General features: G+C 30.4%; 18 protein-coding genes. 3 read left to right on the top strand and 15 right to left on the bottom strand.

What is annotated here, in order from left to right; translation table 11 throughout:
• Positions 1–22 precede the first annotated feature (22 nt).
• Entirely contained in the window at positions 23–1,270 is a 1,248-nt protein-coding gene (locus RIN63_RS09890) for a S41 family peptidase (RefSeq protein WP_310444568.1), read from the bottom strand.
• A 183-nt stretch (positions 1,271–1,453) separates the two neighbouring features.
• On the opposite strand from RIN63_RS09890, the gene RIN63_RS09895 reads away from it, so the two are divergent.
• Entirely contained in the window at positions 1,454–2,518 is a 1,065-nt protein-coding gene (locus tag RIN63_RS09895) for a winged helix-turn-helix domain-containing protein (protein WP_310444569.1), read from the top strand.
• Between the two features lie 85 nt (positions 2,519–2,603).
• Entirely contained in the window at positions 2,604–3,455 is an 852-nt protein-coding gene (locus tag RIN63_RS09900; protein ID WP_310444570.1) for a YihY/virulence factor BrkB family protein, read from the top strand.
• 31 nt (positions 3,456–3,486) lie between these two features.
• On the opposite strand, the gene RIN63_RS09905 is transcribed toward RIN63_RS09900, so the two are convergent.
• Together RIN63_RS09905 and RIN63_RS09910 are read right to left on the bottom strand one after the other, a co-directional pair.
• Complete coding sequence (locus RIN63_RS09905; RefSeq protein WP_310444571.1) at positions 3,487–5,952, bottom strand: ABC transporter substrate-binding protein; 2,466 nt, start codon at positions 5,950–5,952, stop codon at positions 3,487–3,489.
• 198 nt (positions 5,953–6,150) lie between these two features.
• Positions 6,151–8,196 (bottom strand): methyl-accepting chemotaxis protein, encoded by a 2,046-nt coding sequence (locus RIN63_RS09910; RefSeq protein WP_310444572.1) that lies wholly within the window; start codon positions 8,194–8,196, stop codon positions 6,151–6,153.
• 160 nt (positions 8,197–8,356) lie between these two features.
• On the opposite strand from RIN63_RS09910, the gene RIN63_RS09915 reads away from it, so the two are divergent.
• Complete coding sequence (locus RIN63_RS09915) at positions 8,357–8,899, top strand: hypothetical protein (protein WP_310444573.1); 543 nt, start codon at positions 8,357–8,359, stop codon at positions 8,897–8,899.
• Between the two features lie 60 nt (positions 8,900–8,959).
• Here the strand turns inward: RIN63_RS09915 and RIN63_RS09920 are convergent, their stop codons facing one another.
• From RIN63_RS09920 to RIN63_RS09975, 12 genes are all read right to left on the bottom strand, one after another.
• Positions 8,960–10,387, bottom strand: a complete 1,428-nt coding sequence (locus tag RIN63_RS09920; protein ID WP_310444574.1) for an aminopeptidase — start codon at positions 10,385–10,387, stop codon at positions 8,960–8,962.
• A gap of 23 nt (positions 10,388–10,410) precedes the next feature.
• A complete protein-coding gene (locus RIN63_RS09925; protein WP_310444575.1) occupies positions 10,411–11,652 on the bottom strand; it encodes an aminopeptidase P N-terminal domain-containing protein in 1,242 nt (413 codons plus the stop codon).
• 78 nt (positions 11,653–11,730) lie between these two features.
• Positions 11,731–12,042, bottom strand: coding sequence for a hypothetical protein (locus RIN63_RS09930; protein WP_310444576.1), 312 nt, complete (start codon positions 12,040–12,042; stop codon positions 11,731–11,733).
• Between the two features lie 94 nt (positions 12,043–12,136).
• Positions 12,137–12,334, bottom strand: a complete 198-nt coding sequence (locus RIN63_RS09935) for a YjfB family protein (RefSeq protein ID WP_310444577.1) — start codon at positions 12,332–12,334, stop codon at positions 12,137–12,139.
• A gap of 280 nt (positions 12,335–12,614) precedes the next feature.
• Positions 12,615–13,856 carry a flagellin lysine-N-methylase gene (gene fliB / locus RIN63_RS09940; protein WP_310444578.1) on the bottom strand — a complete coding sequence of 414 codons (1,242 nt, stop codon included), beginning with the start codon at positions 13,854–13,856 and terminating at the stop codon, positions 12,615–12,617.
• 51 nt (positions 13,857–13,907) lie between these two features.
• Positions 13,908–14,882, bottom strand: a complete 975-nt coding sequence (locus RIN63_RS09945; protein ID WP_310444579.1) for a hypothetical protein — start codon at positions 14,880–14,882, stop codon at positions 13,908–13,910.
• Entirely contained in the window at positions 14,879–15,895 is a 1,017-nt protein-coding gene (pseI, locus tag RIN63_RS09950) for a pseudaminic acid synthase (RefSeq protein WP_310444580.1), read from the bottom strand. Before pseI ends, RIN63_RS09945 begins: the two co-directional genes overlap by 4 nt.
• Before the next feature lie 21 nt (positions 15,896–15,916).
• Positions 15,917–16,372 carry a GNAT family N-acetyltransferase gene (locus tag RIN63_RS09955; RefSeq protein WP_310444581.1) on the bottom strand — a complete coding sequence of 152 codons (456 nt, stop codon included), beginning with the start codon at positions 16,370–16,372 and terminating at the stop codon, positions 15,917–15,919.
• 26 nt (positions 16,373–16,398) lie between these two features.
• Positions 16,399–17,130: a glycosyltransferase family protein gene (locus RIN63_RS09960; protein ID WP_310444582.1), complete on the bottom strand. Its 732-nt coding sequence runs from the start codon at positions 17,128–17,130 to the stop codon at positions 16,399–16,401.
• A gap of 8 nt (positions 17,131–17,138) precedes the next feature.
• Positions 17,139–18,329, bottom strand: coding sequence for a UDP-4-amino-4,6-dideoxy-N-acetyl-beta-L-altrosamine transaminase (pseC, locus tag RIN63_RS09965; protein WP_310444583.1), 1,191 nt, complete (start codon positions 18,327–18,329; stop codon positions 17,139–17,141).
• Between the two features lie 33 nt (positions 18,330–18,362).
• Entirely contained in the window at positions 18,363–19,367 is a 1,005-nt protein-coding gene (gene pseB, locus RIN63_RS09970) for a UDP-N-acetylglucosamine 4,6-dehydratase (inverting) (RefSeq protein ID WP_310444584.1), read from the bottom strand.
• A gap of 188 nt (positions 19,368–19,555) precedes the next feature.
• Positions 19,556–21,373, bottom strand: a complete 1,818-nt coding sequence (locus tag RIN63_RS09975) for a 6-hydroxymethylpterin diphosphokinase MptE-like protein (protein ID WP_310444585.1) — start codon at positions 21,371–21,373, stop codon at positions 19,556–19,558.
• Positions 21,374–21,535 lie beyond the last annotated feature (162 nt).

The raw sequence follows: 21,535 nt of genomic DNA on the forward strand, positions 1-21,535 counted from the left end.
ATATGGTGAAAGTTAAATCTTACTAATTGTTGTCCTCTATGACTGCTTGAATACATTTATCTTGATTAAAGTCTTCATTAGGTGTAGGATCTACTTCAATATCTGGGACTGTTCTTGTTTCCATATTAATAGTACCATCAGCATTTATTCCTAACTCTGCACTAAATCTGATTACTAGCCCACTATTTGGTAAGTAGGCAAAGGGAATCTCAGGAAAAACTCTATCTCCACCTGTTGTCTCTCCAACCAAGGTAGCAAAACCTGAATCTTTGGCAAAGGAAGCAAATTTTTCAGAGGATGAAAAAACATACTTATCTACTAACAAATATACTTTTCCCTTAAAATCCAGTACATTCCATGGCTGCAATGAAACATAATTTGTATCATATTTATCAAAATTCGTTTTTACCTCTGACGGAAACTTGGCTAAAACCTCTTCACTTAATTTATCTATTGGCTTTGCAAAAGCCACTTTATACATCTCATATTTGTCCCTATAATCTCCTCTAAAAAAAGAATAATACTCCATTGTTTTGGTTTCATCTATTAAGAATCTAACGATATTTTTCCAATAATCATCAAAACCTCCACCATTACCCCTTATGTCTATAATAAGCTTGTCATAATATTCTACTCTCTTTAGAAAATCATTTACCTTAGAATAGTCCTCTGTTATATGATATGCAGACATTGATTTTATCTTTAGATATGCCAATTCGTCTTCTATCAAAATATCTGTCTTTAGTACAGGCTCATCACTGATTAAGAAATTGGAATTTGGGTCGATTTCTATCTTTTCCACATCTCCACGGAAACCATATCTGGCCATGGACTTTTCATAATTTAATACTTCATGCTGCATAGGGTAAAAATGTTTATAATAACGGTTGTAAACTTCACCATTAAAAACATGAGTATGGTCATTGTTTAAATCTCTTAAAATATTACCTATTGCAACAAAAAATTCCGCATCATTTTTAGTGTTTTTTATTATCTTTGTATATTTCTTTTTATTTCCTAGCCAGTCTACACTATGTAGCCTTTTGTTAACTTCAAAAAAAGGATAGTTTTCTTCAAGTAGCTTGTACATATAATCAAAATCCTCAAGCTTTTCTTCTGTAGACATATTAGTTTCCACTATGCCATATTCAGATGATTCCAGTGCTATGGTCGTAACTTCATCCTTTGAAGTACATCCTACTACTGTACTTAGCAAAATCATCATGATTAAAAGTAATACACTAAACTTCACAAATCTTTTATTGCCCATTTCCAAACCCCCATTTTTGTTATTTTTATAAATCCAATGACTTTAGTATATTTTATTTTTCAATTTGAGTCAATGTTTCCTCTAACACAATGTTAGAATTTGTTCTAATGCAGTCTTAATTTAGTGTTGCATTAATTTTCTGTATATTGTATCATTTATAATAAGATGAATAGGAGGAAAGATATGAAAGATAGTATATCATGTACAATCCAGTATAATAAAGCAGTAGAATTTATTGCATCAATTCTAAAATATACCAACAACAAAACACGACAGACTCAGTGGAATACACCTGAACTTGAAAAGGATATTGCCAAAGACATAATGGATTTTTCCCCAAACGAAAAGGTAAAAGATTGGTTAAAACATGTAGATACTAATATTTCTCCTTTTTTACGCAACGATCTAATATTTGTAACAAATGAAAGCTATAGAATACTAGATGTTTGTTTTCATCTTGTTTTAATGCAAGATATAAAGGAACCTTTGGAGTTAATAGAAGCCCTAAGAACTTTGGATTCATCTACTATGATTGAAATCGCATACAAATTTTATGAGCTTGATGCTCCCTTAGATGATGATGAAAGTCTAAGGCTTGCCTTAACCGAAAATTATTCTGAAGAAATAGCATCTTCTTTTTTGCAAATAAAAAATTATCCAGAAAAATACATGCCTCGTGTGATTGAAGTGCTACAAAGTTTTTATGAGGAATTTTATCGCCCCTTTGAAGAAATGGTTTATAACTATATGGAAGAAAGACGATCTTTCCACAATGAATTATTTGAAAAAGACCCTATTTATTTTATAAATACTATGGGTATCGGTGATTATTCTAAAGCTATTGAGCTCCACAATAATTTAATTTTATACATGAGTTTTTTTATAGATGTGGGAGTATTCTATTTTACTTTTGAAGATACTTTGGTTATGTATTGTGGTCAAACTATTGAGCATAGATTTGAAAATAGAAAAACAAGTGACACATATAAAGCCCTATTTAAAGCATTATCTGATGAAAAAAGAGTTGAAATTCTAAAAATGACATCTAAGAGGCCTTGGTATAATAAAGAGTTGGCAGATTATTTCAATCTAACTACTGCTACACTTTCATATCATCTAAATTTACTATTAGATTTAGAAATATTAAGCTTTGAGCCAAGTATTATAAACAACAGATACTACTACACCACAAATAAAGAGAATCTGAAGAAGCTATTTGATATAGCTTTAAAGGATTTATTAGAATGAATCACGGAAATCTCGTGATTCATTTTGTTTAATTAATCATTTATATGGTAAAATATGAATAGATATATAATTGGAGGTGTTAGTTTTGCTCAATTGGCTGGACAAATATGATAATAAATATGCAAAATTTCTAAGGCAATTGCTCTATAGAATAAAAGATGATAGTGTAACTGCCATAGGTGCACAGCTATCCTACTATATAATACTATCAATTTTTCCATTTATAATATTTCTTCTAAACATACTAAGCTTTACTCCCATTGCAAGGGAAGATGTACTACATAGTATAATTACAATTTTACCTATAGATACACAAAAGATTATATCTACATTATTAATCGAAACAATAAATACTAGTAGTGAGGCATTGCTCTCCATTGGTGCTATCACAGGTATTTGGGCAGCTTCAAAGGGAATCATGGCATTAATTCGTGTGCTAAACAAGGCCTATGATGTTGACGAAACCAGATCTTATCTTGAACTAAGGATGTTGGCCATCTTATTTACCTTAGCACTTATAGTATTATTAACCATAGTACTTCTTACTCTTGTATTTGGAGAGGTATTAGGCAATAAACTTTTTGATTTTTTAGGAATTACAGAAAACTTTATTATGTTTTGGCAGTATTTTAGGGTTATTATTTCTTTATGTTTTATGATCTTTATATTTTCTTTATTATATAGATTTAGTCCATCCATAGGAAATGGTGAAAAAATAAGCTTTAGGCATTCTCTTCCTGGAGCAGTCTTTACTTCCATTGGTTGGATATTTACCTCCACTATCTTTTCCTATTATGTAAATAATTTTGGAAACTACTCTAAGACCTATGGTAGTCTTGGAGGTGTCATGGTTCTATTAGTCTGGTTATATATGAGCAGCATTATAATCATAACAGGTGGAGAAGTCAATGCAACCATTAAATTTTTAGATAGCTAATGGGATAGATTAAAGTAATCTATCCCATTTTTTACTCTTTCATTATATTGTCAAATTTAATCATAGCTAAAGGTGAAAGATTTACATTAATTGTCCCATCATGAGTGCAAATTCCGTTCTGTGGGTGGAATATTGGTATACAAGGAGAGTCCTCAGATATTATACTTTGAATTTCCTTATAGTATTCCATTCTCCTAATAGGATTTACTGTAGCCTTTGCTATATTTAAAAGTCTCATAACTTCTTCATTATCATATCCACTAAAATTAGATGTACTGCTAGGTGAAAACATTGGCTCAATAAATGAAGATGGCTCAACTGCATCTGCATACCAGCCATACATATATAAATCATATCCTTTTTGTACATTTGCTGAATTATTATATTCCTTATTTGATACTTGATGATATTTACATTTAATTCCTATGCTATTTAAATCTTCTTCTACAAATTTTAGTATTGGGTGGATATTCTCACCGCATATAATGTTTAAGGGCTGATTCAGATTCACATTATGTTGCCTTAATAGTGCTTTTGCCTTTTCAGGATTATAATCATATCCCTTTACATGATCATAAGGTACTAATCCTGATGGTATCATGCATTTTGCTTCAGATGCAAGACCCCCTGCAACTTCCTCAACAATTCTCTTCTTATTTATAGCATAGTTAAGGGCTTGTCTCACAGGTTTAGATGTATATTGAGAATCAGTATTTTTCGTCTTAAAGCCAACATACAATGTAGCTAACAACTCTTTCCTTTGTATATTACTATAAAGAGCCGTATCTTTTATTATCTCTATTTCCCGTTTACCTTGAAGAATATAAAAATCATATTTCTTGTCAATAAAATTATTCAGAGCATCTCTATCCTTAGTAGATATTTCTAGTATATTACAATATGGATTTCCCCCTATATAGTCTTTAAAGGCTCTTAGCTTATAAACATTATCAACAAAACTTTCAATTATATATGGTCCACAGCCTACAAAATTACCTTTTTCTAATTCCACTGGATCCATTACTGCACAACAAATCTGTGATAGAAACATTAAAAAACCACTAAAAGGTGCTTCTAGCTTAATAGCCAATCTATAATCCCCTAGTATTTTTATTCCTGTAACTTCCTTGGCCTTTCCATCCATATATTCCTTGGCTCCCTGAATATAATCTACGAACCAAGTATTAGGTGATTTAAGTCTAGGAGATAACATTCTTTCTAGTGAGTACTTTATTTCTTTGCTAGTTATCTTTTTACCATTATGGAAAGAAGCATTGTTTCGAAGGTTAAATATCCAAGTAAGATTATCATCTTCTACATACCAGTTTTTAGCTAAAGCTGGCAGTACATCTCCCGTTTCACTAGTAGTCAATAGCCCTGTATGGACATTCATCAAAAACCTCATGTTTTCCATGGAATTTGATATGGCAGGGTCAAGTGTAAATAAAGGCTCCGATAGATTATGGCGTAAAACAATATCCCCTTTATTTGTTTCCTCAATTTCTCCAATTAGTTTCTTTGTTATTCTATTTAATAGATATGCTACATCCTGCAAGGCTAATATAGCAGCCTTATTAAATTGAGTATTAATCAATGCGCTTTCAACCATAGACATGGACTTGTCCGATATCTTTGACATCTCATCTGTTGAATTAATAATCTCTTCCAGGCTATTTGTTTGTACTGATATAGCATTATTTATTTGATCCATAGTCTCTAACAATAATTCCATAGCATTTTCAATTTTCCCAAATGAAAGATTTGATTCTTCTGCTATCTTAGAACCTTCTATTATCTTTTCATTACTATTCTCTATAGCATCTATAGTTCTATTAACATTTCCATTTATCTCCGTAATTATTGAAGAAATGTCATTTGCAGATTTTGCACTCCTGTCTGCCAATGCCTTTACTTCATTGGCTACAACTGCAAATCCTCTTCCTGCCTCTCCAGCCCTAGCAGCTTCTATAGAAGCATTTAAAGACAGTAGATTGGTCTGATTAGCAATATCTTTGATAATATTTAATATACTATCAATTTGAACAGTGGATGACTTTAATCCATTAATTTCAATCATTACAGATGATATTGATTCCTTTATATCCTCCATTGACTGAATTGTATTATGTAAAGACTTGCTACCTTCATCTACTACTTGCAGAGTATCTCTTGCTGTGTCATAAGATGTACTTGAGCTTGCATTTAACTCTTCAGCCATGGCTGAGTAATTACCTATCTCCTCAACCACTTTGGATATAAAAGTCATTTGCTCTTCTACTTTTATTGCTATAGCCTCTATTATATTTGTTAGACCTTCCGTTTGATTGTTTGAGTCCTGAATCTTTATGTCTAAATTGTGTAATAAGTTTTGTTCATTTTGTATTATTATATCTATCTTTGAAGCTCTTTCAATTGTACCTTTACTAAGATCTAAATCAATCTCTTCTATTTTTTCTACCTTCTTTAAGATCCTATTGCTTCTCCATTTTTTAATCATGGCAACCTCCTATGTTAGAAATTTTTCTTACATAGTTGAATTATATCATATGCTACATTTAAAGGAAAGGAAAAATCAGATTCAACTTCCATTACTTCTTTACTCAAATAAACAAAAAATCATGGAAGAATTCCACGGCTCTTTGCTTAATTTTACATTTATAATGAAAATGGACAGATTATCTGTCCATTTTTTTATTTACATTTGAATTTTAGTCACTAAATCTCTTAAATCCATTGCTAATTGAGATAAGGATTCAGAGGATGAAGCAATTTCTTCCATGGAAGCTGTTTGTTCCTGTGTTGCTGCAGATATGTTTTGAATACTATCATTTATACCTTTGGTCATGCCTTCAATAGATTGAGTTGCATTTACTGCATTCTCAGTTCCTTCTGCTACTTGATTTATAGCCTTAGCTATATTTTCTACCTGTACAACTACTTTATCTATTGAAGTGGAAATTTGATTAAAGTACTCTGTGGCCTCTTTTACAGTAACCATGCCTTTTCCAATTTCTGAATTACTTAATTCCATATTATAATTAGCTTTTACTATTATATTGTGATTTTCCTTTATGATATTATCTATTCTTCCTGTTGATGTTGAAGTCTCTTCAGCTAATTTTCTAATCTCATCAGCTACTACAGAGAAGCCTCTACCAGCATCTCCTGCTCTCGCAGCTTCTATGGCAGCATTTAATGCTAATAAATTTGTTTGTTCTGCAATAGATCTAATTACATTAATTATTTCATCCATCTCACGAGAACTATTATCTACTTCTTTTAAAGAATCTTTTACTTCTTCCGAACTTTTTACAATATTATTCATTTGCATATCAGTTTCTTCCATTTTAGACTTCCCAATATTAGTCTTATCTGATACCTCATTACTTAAACTATCTATTGCCTCTGCATTGCTGCTTATTTCTTGAATTTGTGCAGCTATTTCTTCCATATATGATGTAACATTTAATATGTCATTTAATTGATTTTCAGAGTTTATGGCAATTTCAGATGAGTTTTCAGCCATATTTGTAGCAGCAGAAGTAGATTCCTCTGATATTGCCGTCAACTCCTCTGAAGAAGAAGCCACATATTCAGCAGATACACTAATATTTGCAGCGAAGTCCCTCAGATTTTCAATTACGATTTTATTGGCTCGTCCTATTTCTCCTATTTCATCTTTTCTATTTAAAATCTTAGGATTTACATCTCTATTAATATTTAATTGTGCGATTTCCTTCATATTTTCAGTAATTTCTTTTATAGGCTTTACAATAGCATTACTTGTAAATAAGGAATATAGTGCACCACCAATTACTGCAATTGCCATAATACCTATCATATATTTTTCCAATTTATCTATATCCTTATTCATTTCTTTTACATCAATGGCAACTGCTACAGACCAACCATTGATACCTAATGGTGTATAACTAGCATATCTCATTTTACCATCATAAAAGTACTCATCTACAGCTGATTCGCCATTAACCATTCTTTGGAATACTTCCATTAATCCTTTATACTCTGGAATTTCTTTCATTTTTTCTATTGTAATCGCTCCAGATTCAACTACCTCCGGAATATGATAAGCAATCATCTCACCTTTTTCATTAACTAAATAAGCATCTCCTGTTTCTCCAAAACTTATATCATTAACAATATCATAAATCTCCTCAGCAAGTTTAGCCCCTTGCAACACTCCAACAATCCTGCCATTATATGTAATAGGTGTAGCAATTGGTAGTACAACTTCTCCTGTTACCCTACTTTTAATTGCTCCAGACACAACAGTTTGTCCACTTTTAGCTATTTTAAAGTGTTCCCTGTCTGAAATATTAGTAGTTTCACCAGTTTCTAATTTCATGTTTCCATTTAAATCTACTATGTATAATTCTGTATATCCTAATTTAATCTTTTCTTCGTTTATAGCTTTAAACTTCTCCTCCAAGCTTACTTCTGGATCAGCTATTTTATCCCGACTAGCAGAACCTTCTATAGCTATTAAAAATTTATCTATTTTCTCATATATTAGTCTCCCTGAATCATGAGCCCTATTGGTTAAAATCTGATTCATATGATTTTCTATGCTTGTACTAAATAGAAAATAGGATATGAATCCCATAGATAATGATACAATCAATAAAATTAATACATTTGATATAATCATCCTTGACTTCAAAGTATTAAGTTTAATAATTGACTTTTTTTGTTCTTTTAATTTACTTCTTTCTCTCTTCATTTTACATCCCCTTTTTGTTTTTATATTTATGTATATAAATTAAAGCACATACTAGAATAGTGTAACACTTTTTCCCAATATTTACCATTTATTTTTAAACCCTGCCTCCATGGTTAATCTTTTCCACATTTTGCCGATAAATATTATAGAGGTGATGATAATGAAAATAGAAAATGTTCAACCAACACCAGCTATAGTTAGGCCTAAAAAAGTAGAATCTGAGAAAAAGGCTCCAGTAAAAGCTGAAGTAAAAGAAGCTCCAGCAGCAGTCTATGAAAAGACAGAAAGTAAAGAGACATCTCATGTCTATGACAAAAATACAATTGCAAGGTTGAAAAGAGATAGTCAACAAGCTCATGCCCATCTTATACGATTAGTAGAAGATATGCTAAGACGCCAAGGAAAAACTCTTAATCTACTATCTGATGATGAAATCGTAGAAGTGGATGAGACTGCAAGACAAGAGGCAGCAGCACTAATAGGCCCCGATGGACCATTAGGTGCAGAAGCAGTAAGTCAAAGATTAGTAGACTTTGCCATAGCTATATCAGGTGGGGATAAATCCAAAGCAGACACTCTTAGGTCAGCTATTGAACAAGGCTTCAAAGAAGCAGAAAAAATCCTAGGGGAACTTCCTGAGATATCAAAGGAAACCTATAAATTAACTATGGAAAAATTTGATGCTTGGGTAAATGCAGAATAATTAAAAGACATATCTATTGGAGGGCAACCCCTTAGATATGTCTTTTTTTATTTATCTTATCTAATTTTTATAAAATACATTATATCCTTTATAAGTCATATATACATCTGCCTTACTTGCTATTTCATAAGGAGCATGCACACTTAGTAGAGGAACTCCACAATCTACTACTTCCATTCCATATTTTGCAAGTATATAGGCAATTGTGCCTCCACCACCTTGGTCAACCTTACCTAACTCTCCCATCTGCCAAACTATATTATTATCATTAAATATCTTTCTAATTTTACCTAGGTATTCTGAGTTAGCATCATTAGATCCGCCTTTTCCCCTAACGCCAGTATATTTCACCAAAGTTATACCATTTCCTATAAATGGTGAGTTTTTCTTGTCTAATACTTCAGGATAATTAGGATCAAAACCAGCTAATGTATCAGCAGAAAGCACACAAGAATTTGCTAATGCTCTTTTCACTATAAGCTCAGAATAATTATCTTCAGTCATATCTATTAATTCGGAAACCATGTTTTCAAAGAACATTGATTCCATACTAGTATTTCCAACACTACCGATTTCTTCTTTGTCCACGAATAATGCAACTGATGTTTTATTTGGATTATCTATATCTAATATAGCTTTCATAGAAGTAAAAGCACAGACTCTGTCGTCTTGGCCATATCCTCCAACCATAGACCTATCTATTCCTACATCCCTAGACTTTCCAGCAGGAACTATTTCAAATTCAGCAGTAGTGAAATCTTCTTCTGTCATGCCATATTTTTCATTGAGGATATTTAATACATTTAACTTAACTTTTTCGCTTAAATCCCCATCAGCATATGGAATGCTTCCGATTAAAACATTTAAGCCTTCTCCAGTAATTCCTTCATCCATTTTCTTGCCCATTTGGTCCTTAGCTAAATGTGGAAGTAAGTCAGTTATGAAAAATACTGGATCATTTTCATCTTCACCTATTACTATGTCAATTTTTTCTCCATTTGAATTTACTACGACTCCATGTAAAGCCAATGGCAAGGTTACCCATTGATACTTCTTTATTCCACCATAATAGTGAGTCTTTAACAAGGCAAAATCTGAATCTTCATAAAGGGGAAATTGCTTTAAATCTATCCTTGGAGCATCTAAATGGGAACCAATTATATTCATTCCCTTTTCAAGCTTCTCTTGTCCTAATACAAATAGAGCAACAGCCTTGTCTTTATTATTTGCATATATCTTCATACCTGGAGTAGGTTTTGTTCCTTTTTCTCTTATTTCCTCTATTGATATATAACCATTTTCCTTAGCTACCCTTATTATTTCTCTTGCAGCTTCTCTTTCTGTTTTACCTTTATCTAGGAAATTCTTGTATTCTTCATTTATAGCAAAAGCCTTTTCTCTTTCACTATTGTCCATGATTTCCCATACATTTTTCCATTTGTGAGTTAATCTTTCTTGTAGTTTCTTGCCTTCTGTTTTTTCAGTCATTCTTTTACCCCTCCTAAATTGTATTATCTATTCATAGCTGCTTCTATTTCTTCTACAGTTTTTATAATGTAATGAGATAGATTTTCGCATCCATTTTCCGTAATCAATAGATCATCTTCTATTCTTATGCCTATTCCCTCTTCTTCAATATAAAGCCCTGGTTCATTGGTGATTACCATACCTGGCTTTAGCTCAGTATTATATGGCCCTACATCATGGGTATCTGCCCCTAAATAATGTGATACACCGTGGAAATAGTATTTGGAGATTTCTTTGTCCTCCTTAATTAATCCTAATTCCTTACAACCTTCAGCTAGAACCTTTTTAGCAATTTCATTTAATTCTCTAAAAGCTAGTCCTGGTTTTGCAGCTTCTTCTACAGCTTTTTGTGCTGTTAAAACAATATTATAAATCTCTTTTTGTCTATCTGTGAACTTGCCATTCACAGGGAATGTACGACTTATATCACCATTGTAATACTTATACTGAGCTCCCAAATCAAATAATATTAAATCTCCATCATTAGCTTTAGAATCGTTATCTACATAATGAAGGATAGTAGCATTTTTCCCACATGCAGCTATGGTTTCAAAAGCTTTGTTTCTTACACCATTTTTCTTTAAAGTAAAATCAAAATATGCTTCGATCTCATATTCCATCATACCTGGCTTAATATTTTCTACCATGTTCATTATACCTTCATTGGTGATTTCAATTGCTTTTCTAATTAAATCAATCTCATCCTTTGATTTAATTAGCCTTAGTTCCGTTATATCATGGTAGATATTTTTTATTTCTATATATGGATATCTTTCTTTTATCATCTTTGCAAATTCTTGGGACTCTGTAGTTGTTCTTCTGATTTCTTGTCTTTCTAAGTCTAAGTATATCTTTTCTATATTATTCCTGTTGAGAATAGAGCCAATAGTTCCTTCAAAGCTATCTAGGTATTCAATATTGTCTATGCCCGATGCTTCCTTGGCTTCATCCTCAGTAATTGTAGCTCCTACCCATTTAGCCATAACTGGGTCTGGTCTCTCAATGAATAATTTCTCTGAAACTTTTCCATCAATCTTACTAATTAAAAGAATGACTTTGTCCTTATCAATACCTGATAAATAATAGAAATTTCTATTAGGTATAAATTGATATAGTTCATCAGCAGACTTATATGGAGCCTTATCTGCAAATAATAGCAAGATACTATCATTTGCTAAATTCTCTTCTAATTGTTTTCTGTTTTTTGTAAAGAATTCTTTATTCATATCTATCCCCCAATTATTTATGATTTTAATTAATTGTAGATTATGCACTACTAAATTATACCATAAAATAAATAATTATTATAAATTTTCTCTTATATGAAACTTGCCTTTATTACTAACTAATTTTTCAATTACCTTGGCAACATCTTCTTGATCAATATCCTTGTTCTCTACATAGGAAATATTTCCATCTTTTACTAATCGATCTATACTTTTAAGGGATACTCCTGTTTCCATAATAATCTCCATAATAGTAGACGCTGGATGTTCCCTTATATATTCCATAATCAAATTATTTTCTTTTCCTATCTTTTCATTACAATCCATACAATATGGTTTGCCATCTTTTTCAAACATCTTGCCACAACTTTTACAGATTTCATATGCCACGATATTCACCCCAAATATTTTTTTCTTATGTATTTTACCAATATTAGTATTATATCATATAATTGAATAATAAAAGAACAGAATTATCTGTCCTTTATAGTCTGATGTCAATATTGCCACCTAAATTAGGTGTGATTGATTGTTCCATTACTTTTGTATTTGCTGCCAGTATTTGAATCATATCAGTCATTTGTGATTGGCTTGAATCCATTACCACCTCTAGTACTGAAACTCCTATTTCTTGACTCAATTTCATTTGGCTAAGTGATGTTGATAATGCAGCTATGTCCATGGATTGACCTCCTTTGGTTATATATACCCTAAACTGATTCAAACTTATGAACTACATCTTTTAATTCCATAACTTAGTGCCTTTTATCCTTGCTCTACCTTACCAAATATATAAGTTCTATAAATTCCTCAAGAATATCAATTAATGATTGTCTATGGTTTACTATTTTAATATTTATTATTTTTTATATTAGTTTTTATTAACTCCTCTAATGCATTTATATGATATACCAGACAGTAGATTAAATAATTTAACTGCTGTCTATTATCTCGCCTAATATCTAGTTCTTAGATAATATCGTCATATATGCAAGCGTATCTAGACCATTTTCCTTTATTAGATTAATAATTGATTGAATGTATTGGTTATTGTGTAATATAACTTTTGAAAACGATTGTATTAATTTTAATGTAAGTTCGTCATTTAATCCCTTGTGGTATCCCGCCATACCTATAAGGTGTAATTTTATCATTCCATAGATGACACAAAGAAAAATATAAGAATCCCATATACTTGCAAAACCTCCAAAAGGCATCATCCCTCTAAAATATTCATTTACAAGAAAGTTCTCTAAAATATATTCTTTCTCTTCTAAATAGTCCTTTAGATAGTTAGTGTAAGTTTCTTCATACTTCTTTATCGTAGTTTCTATTTTCTCATCTTCTGTATTTTCTAGACCTAGTAAAGTTTCATTAAGGCACTCCATATATCTTCCATTTAAACTTCCAATTAATAGTCTTTCATTTATCATTGTTTCTAATATCTTTAATTGAATTTCAATTTTGGAAGGAACTTTATTAAGCTCATCCTTAAAGCTTCCTCTGTCAATCATTTGTGCAAGAGATTCTAGAGTCTTAGGTATATCATGAGTTTTATACATCTTGTATAATCCTTCAATTCTATTGTTAACGATGCCCAGTAAAATAAGTCTTTCTGAAATGCTATAGTTCCTATCTTGAAGTAAGGATATGCAAAATAGTCGAATATCCCAAAAGTATCTTTCAGGTTTATTATAAAACATATGCCCTTCTGTATCAAATCTTGAATTTATCATAATTCTTAAATCTTTATCTTCTTGTATTTGTTCAAAAGAAATTCCTTTTGGGTTTAAGAGTGCTAATCTTGCTATCTCAGGACAAGATATCGTTGCACTACGCTCAAGTTTTCCATCTATCCTATTTGTAAATCTAGGATATGAAGCACAGATATCAGATAGATGTTCTTCTCCCAAGATACCTTGAATCTTACAGAGCCTACTTTCATCTAAAAAAGGGCATCTGTCTAACTCATCCATTACTATTCTCCCATAAAACTCATCAGACTTATTATTATGGGATCTTCTAACCATAGATTTAAATATAGGCTTTAGTTCCATATTGTTACTTCTTTTATAATTTTGATATCTCTTTTTATCTAAAGATACTGTCCATCCAATACAACAACTATCTTCACATTCTGAACCAATACATCTAAATTGTTTCATATATTCTGGTATTAATATCATCCTTTTATGTTGTTCCATTAAATCAGCTCCTCACTATCTTAAAAAATAAGTGTTTATTATTAGATTTATCTATATTCTTGATAACATTATTTTAGCAGTTGATAAAGTTGAGTAATTCCTCACCAAATCTAATGTTACATCTTTTAAAGTTATATTCTTATAACAATAACTTTCTATCAACCTATCTAAGCTATCATAGTCAATCCTAGGATGCTTTCCTAAATAATTAACTCCCATATTACCCAACTCTTTACATATCAAATCCTGATTATCTGCTAGACTAAATATAATGGGAATACTTCTTTGAGATAATACCTCGTAGACAGTACTTCCTCCAGCAGTAATTACTATCCTTGAAGATGCTATATATTTTTTTATGCTACTCGGTTTGTATATTAACTCCATATTTTCAGTCTTGATAGCTTCAATGTTTTTAATATAATCACTGTGATATCCAGGTCCAATTATAATCCTAGTCTTAATATCCAAGTTTTTGATTGCATCCATTATTTTAACTGTAATTCCATAATCATCTGTACCACCAGTTGTAATTAGAACTCCATCTTTTTCTATATCTTCATCTTGTTTTTCCCAATATTCTTCCTTCATTATTAAATACTTGGGTCCTAATAATTTTAATTGTCCTTCTATATCTGAGTATCCTATTCTTTCAGCATGGATATTCCCATTGTGGATAATATCTGGTATGGATGCATCATAGATGTCGTTGTTATCATCTATAATCATTAATTTAGTTTTTTCTTTTATTTTCTTAAGGTAATCATTATTTCCTAAATATGAATCAAATATGATTAAATCAATATTTAACTTGTCCATTATCATATAATCTTCTTCTAACTTATTGCTTATTATATATTTAAATTCAGTATCTTTTATTAAATTCTCTAGTTCTTGATTTAAGATGAAAATAATATTAGTATCTTCTTTTACTTGTCTGAGTGCAGTTGCTAGTGACAGACATCTATAGTAGTGCCCATATCCTATACCTTTGCCTCCTAATACTCTGATTACTATGTTCTTCATTCTATATGACTCCAGTCTACAGGAGTTCCTCTTTTTATATCTTTATTTACCTTCTTTCCTAATATGTCATTATAATGTCTTGGGTGCATCCCATATCCCGGTCTTATGGATCTCATGTTTTCTTCAGTTATTATATCCCCAGATTTAATATCTTCTGTGAAAAATAAGGATCTAGAAAAGCTTCTATTTTTTAAAGTCTTTTCATTTAAATTATAGTTCACATTGCCCAATGCTTTTTCTAGATTTCTTATTTCTTCTACCATTGATTTAAATCCATCTATTTCCATTGAGAATTCTGCATCAGGTCCTCCAATATTTCTATCTAAGATTACATGTTTTTCTATAAAATTGGCACCTAAAGCTACTGCTCCAAGGGCTACTGTACTTCCCATTGAATGATCTGATAGCCCCACATTTACTCCAAATGTTTCTTTCATATTTGGTATTGTTAGTATATTCATATCTTCATAGGGTGCCGGATATGAACTTGTACATTTTAATACAGTAATATTAGTATTTCCTGCATTTTTACATGTGTCTACTGCTTCTTTTATTTCTCCTATTGTGGCTATTCCTGTTGATATAATCACTGGTTTTCCCTTTGAAGCTACATATTCTATTAGTGGTATGTCAGTTATTTCAAAGGATGCTATTTTATATGCTGGTGTATCTAAGCTTTCTAATAAATCTACTGCTGTCTTGTCAAATGGGGATGAAAAAATAGTAATTCCTACTTCTTTTGCATAATCAAAAAGTTCTTTATGCCATTCCCATGGAGTATATGCTTCTTGATATAATTTATATAATGTTGTTCCATCCCATAATGTCCCTTGTTTTATTTGGAAGTATTCGTTATCACAGTCCATTGTAATTGTATCTGCTGTATATGTCTGGATTTTTACTGCGTCTGCTCCTGCTTCTTTTATAGCTTTTATTGTATTTTTGGCTATTTGAATATCATGTCCATGGTTGGCTGATATTTCTCCTACTATATAAACTTTATTATCAAACATGAACTTTTACTCCCTTCATAATTATTCTTTAGCAAAAGAATAAAATACATAGATATCAAGCTCTTCTTCCATTCTATATCCAGCTTTTAAAAAAGCCTTTACTGAACCTATATTGTCCTTTTTTACTTTACCTATTAATAAACTAGATTTATATATATCTTTTATTAGTTTTAATAAATTTGTTGCATGACCTTTTCCTCTATGCTCTTTAGCAATATTATAGTTAATTACATAAGTATTACTTTCTATTTTATCTAGTCTAATCAATCCAACTTTATCACCGTAAGCCTTAAATAGATAAATGATTGAATCATTTGATTCAATCTTGTTTTTAAACCACTCTTTATGATCTTCATATTTTATTGGTTTAGAATTAAATGAATTCAACCTAACATCCTTATCATTTGCCCATTTAAATACCAGATCACAGTCATTATTTGTAGCATGTATTAATTCATAATTACTAATGTCTACCATATTAATTTTCTCCTTATTACTTAACACTAAACCTTTTTCTGCTCAATATGTGCATTTATACTAAATAGCTCTGGCTTTCTTTCAAATAACTCTATTATGTCCTTAAGGTAAAAATCGTGCTGTCCTTTATACAGTTCTTCATATACCATAGATATCAGTTCAAAATCCTCTTCTGTGTCTAAAGTCCATCTATATTTTGAATAATCTATATCATTTTTATAGTAAAATATATTATTACTATTTTCGTAGATATAAGGAGTCACATGCTCTCTTTGATGCTTTTTATTAGCTTCATTGTAGGCTATTTCTAGTTGTTTAAATGAAAATACCTCTGTGTCTAGTCCTCTTGGATATGTCCTTTGAGTTAAATCAGAACCTGCATTAGTTACTAAATCATATTTATTGTTTTTATAAAGCTCTATTATCTCATCAACTATTATTGGGTCTATTAATGGACAATCTGATGTTATTCTTACCACTATATCTGCTTTGTTTTCTTTTGCTGCATAGTAATATCTTGATAGTACATCATCTTCTGATCCTCTATAATACTTAACCCCTAATCTATTTGTCTCATATACTATTGCATCATCGTCTACTTTAGTTGTTGTAGCTGTAATAATTTCATCCACTAACTTAGATTGTCCTACTCTTGAAATTACATGTTCTAGTATAGTTTTATCCCCAACTTTCTTCATGACTTTACCTGGTAATCTAGTTGACCCCATTCTTGCTTGGATTATTGCTACTATTTTCATAATTATTCCTACTTTCTATAGTAATTAATAATCTTATGAATTCCATTTATTACATCTTCCACATCCTCATCTGTCATTGCTGGGAAAAGTGGTATCGTAAACATTGAATTATACAATTCTTCTGCCTTAGGGCATATCCCTTTTTCATATCCTAACTTTTGATAATATGGATGCCAATATACAGGGATATAGTGCACATTTAATCCTATATTTTCTGCTGAAAGAGCATTATATATTTCTTTCCTATCTACTTTCAGTTTGGATAAATCAAGTTTTAGAACATATAGATGGTTTACTGTATCTGAGAAATCAGCATTTCTTTGAATTATAAGTCCATCTAATTTTCTAAAAGCTTCGTTATATCTATTTACTATCTCTTTTCTCCTTTGAATAAAGCAATCTAGTTTGTTCATTTGACTTATACCTAATGCTGCTTGAAAATCAGTCATTCTATAGTTGAATCCTAAATCTAATTGTTCGTAATACCAACTTCCACCGTCTTTATTTTCAAGTTGATTTATGTCTCTAGTGATTCCATGAGATCGAAAATTAATTAGTTTCTTATAGTATTCTTCATTATTTGTTGTTATAATTCCACCTTCACCAGTTGTTATGGTTTTTACTGGATGAAAGCTAAACATAGTCATATCAGCTTGACTACCTACCCTAGTTCCCTTATATTTAGTTCCTAGGGAATGTGCTCCGTCCTCTATAATCACTATGCCTTTATCTTTTACTAAATCTTTAATAGCATCTATATCTACGGCTTGTCCCGTGTAATCTACTGGTATTATTGCCTTGGTTTTATCTGTTATCTTTTTTTCTATTTCTCTTACATCAATATTAAATGTATCTGAATCTATATCCACAAATACAGGAGTTCCACCCATATATAATACGCAGTTTGCTGATGCTGCAAAAGTAATTGGTGTAGTTACAACCTCATCACCTTCTCCAATTCCTGCAGCATAACATGCTCCATGTAAAGCAGCTGTACCATTTGAAAATGCTACTGCATATTTAGCACCTACATAATTAGCTATTATTTCTTCAAATTCCTTTACTTTTGGTCCTGTTGTTAGAAAATCAGATTTTAATACCTCAATTACAGCAAAACAATCTTCATCATCTATACATTGTTTTGCATATGGTAATAATTTGTTTCTAACAGACATTCCACCTAATATTGCTGGTTTCATTTTCATTCCTCCAGTATTATACTTTCTGCTAAGCTACTTTAGTTTCTGTATCCTTTGTCTTAAATCCTCAATACTAATCCACTCATTATTTGTTTCTGAATTATATTCAAATCCATCTTCTATAGGCTTTCCACCATCCGTAAAAAATCGTTCCGAATTCCACCAATCAAAATGTGGATATACTATATAATGGTTTTTATATTCGTAAGTCATCCTTGAATCATCTTTTGTTACCATTACTTCGTGTAACTTTTCGCCTTCTCTAATACCTATTTCTTTCAATTTGCAATCTGATAACATTGCCTTAGCTAAGTCTGTTATCTTAAATGACGGAATTTTAGAAATATAAGTCTCTCCACCTTTTGATTCTTCTAAAGCCTTAAATACTAACTCTACTCCATCTTCAAGAGTAATCCAAAACCTTGTCATTCTAAAATCTGTAATTGGAAGTTCTTTTTCTCCTCTATCAATAAGCTCTTGGAAGAAGGGAATAACAGACCCCCTGCTACCTGCTACATTACCATACCTTACTACTGAAAATATTGTACCTTTGTCTCCAGAATATGCATTGGCAGATATGAATAGCTTATCAGATACCAGTTTTGTTCCACCATAAAGGTTAATTGGGTTTACTGCTTTATCTGTCGATAAGGCTACTACTTTTTTTACTCCTGTATCTAATGCTGCATCTACTATATTTTGTGCCCCATGTATGTTTGTCTTAATTGCTTCAAAAGGATTGTATTCACAAGCAGGAACCTGTTTCATTGCTGCTGCATGAATTACATAGTCAACTCCCTTAAAAGCTCTATAGAGTCTTTCTCTATCTCTTACATCCCCTATAAAAAATCTTAGTTTTCCTTGCTGCTCTTTGGTTAATTTAGATGCAAATAATTTTCTAACTACATCTTGCTTAAATTCATCTCTTGAATATATAATAACTCTAGAAGGATTATATCTTTCAAATATCATCTCGATAAACTTTTTTCCAAATGAACCTGTACCACCTGTAATTAGTATTGACTTGTCATTTAACATAATTATCTCCACCCTTTATATTGCAATATTTATCAAAGTTTTTTATTTCCTTTATATTGCTTCTATACTTGTAGTGCATCTATCTATCAATAAATCATTTAACTGTCTATAATAATAATTATTACTTATTATCGATCATATAATAGGTTGCTTACTATTTTTTTGATTATTTCCTTTATAAATCATATCTAAAAGAGAGCTTCTATCTCTCTTTCTTCAACAGCCTCTAATGAAACATCTAGAAGTTCATTTATATTTTCATATTGTATTTTTAATCCAATTAGTAGCCTTTTCCTTTTCTCTAATGCATCTTCTATCTTATCTAATGCATTGTAGGTTCCAATTGTAATGGCTTCTCGATATAAATTACCAATCTCTTCAATAAAACCCTTATAAAAATCTGTTTTTTCCAATTCTTTAGTCTTATTAATTATCTTATTAAAATCACTCTTAAAGTCTTTTTTATAATGCTGATTTATCAAATTAGTTAATAAATCAATTCTTTCATTTGATATTTTTATACATTTCCTTAATTCTACATTATATTTATTCATAAGCTTATCATATTCTTTTTTATCAACTTCAACTTCATATTCAAATAAAGAATTAAGTTTATTTTCTATATCATATTCTCTTGTTAAAAATTCATCTATAGCTTCCTGAAAACTCATATTTGGAATACCTTTTATAGGCAGTCCCCCTTCTGTACAATTATATATGCCTTTATTTATCTGATTATATTCAATATAATCTTCAAACCAAATTTTAAAGTTCAAAAAAGCGTCTTTAGTATATACTTTTTTCCCATAAATATCAACTTCCTGTATATATCCATTTTCAGTATTAATATGATTTTGGTGAATTGCACCATCTGCATACAATTTTTCTCTTGTATAGCATAAATCTTGACCTAAAAATATAATACATGATGATTCAAGCCATACTGCAAAATCAAGTGCCAAATTCGCTACTGAACCTCCAGTTAAAAATTTATTTGTTTTTATGTTCATCTTTTCGCAAATATTGTTCATATAAGTATCAGAATGTAATGTTAACCACATCTTATTTCCAGTATAATCTAGCAATGATTCGTAATAAACAACATTATTATATAAAAATAATGGTCTATGGTTTTTTAGATTTTTGAATATTTCTCCTTCAGATTTATTTCCATCAATCCCCATTATTATATGTGGTTGTATATTATTACTTTCTAATATATTTGCAGATGAACCTACTACCAATATAATCGCTCTTTCCTTTATATCATTTAGCAAGTTGATATTTTTTTCTAAAGAAGGCCCAGCTGAAACAATGACAACAGGCACACCTTTTAATTTATCTTTTAATCTGTCAACAACATCGTATTCTTTTATGAATTTCATATTTCTCAATATGTTATAAATCCATCTTTTCGAACTTACTATTTCTGTAAACAAATTACCTTCTATTGTCATAACTAAAGAACTTAACTCTTTATATATGCTATCTATATAATCTTCATATAAATTATTATATTTAGAACTATGAGTAAAATATAAGTTTTTTATCTTATTGTTTTTTACATAGTGTTCAATTAAATGTCTTATAGTATATTTATCTTTATTAATAATAAAAACTATATTTTCCTTATTTAGGTAATCTGAATAATCTTTAATCTTTAAAGATTGAATGAAAATATCTAATTTTGGTTCTATTATAATAATCTTTTTATCAGGAAACCTTTCTAATAAAAAATCTAAATAGTATCCTAATCCCAATCCAAATATTACTATAGTATCTTCTTCTTTTAAATCTATTCCTTCTACCCATGCAGCTGATTCCCTCAAAGGATTGTATTTACTATGTAAGTAAACTTTATTATCTATCAAGATGTTGAAACTTTTATCTTTATTTTCTACTAATTTATATTTTTTATCAATCATCTCATCCATATTATATTCATCAATTTCTTTATATAAATCAAAATAATACATTTTTAGTTGATCTAAGTTTTTTATATACAATTAAAACACCTCTTTTAATCTACATGTTTTTTATAATCTTACTTCAGATATTCAGGTTATGGTAATCTATTAATGGCTCTCAACATTTAATATAACATTTCATCTTCCATATTTATATGTTTTAACTACTAAATATTGTAGAATTTAATTCTTTAAGTTTAT

Origin of the sequence: Tissierella sp. (assembly GCF_031460495.1) — a bacterium.
In the GTDB taxonomy this organism is placed as follows: domain Bacteria; phylum Bacillota; class Clostridia; order Tissierellales; family Tissierellaceae; genus JAVKTS01.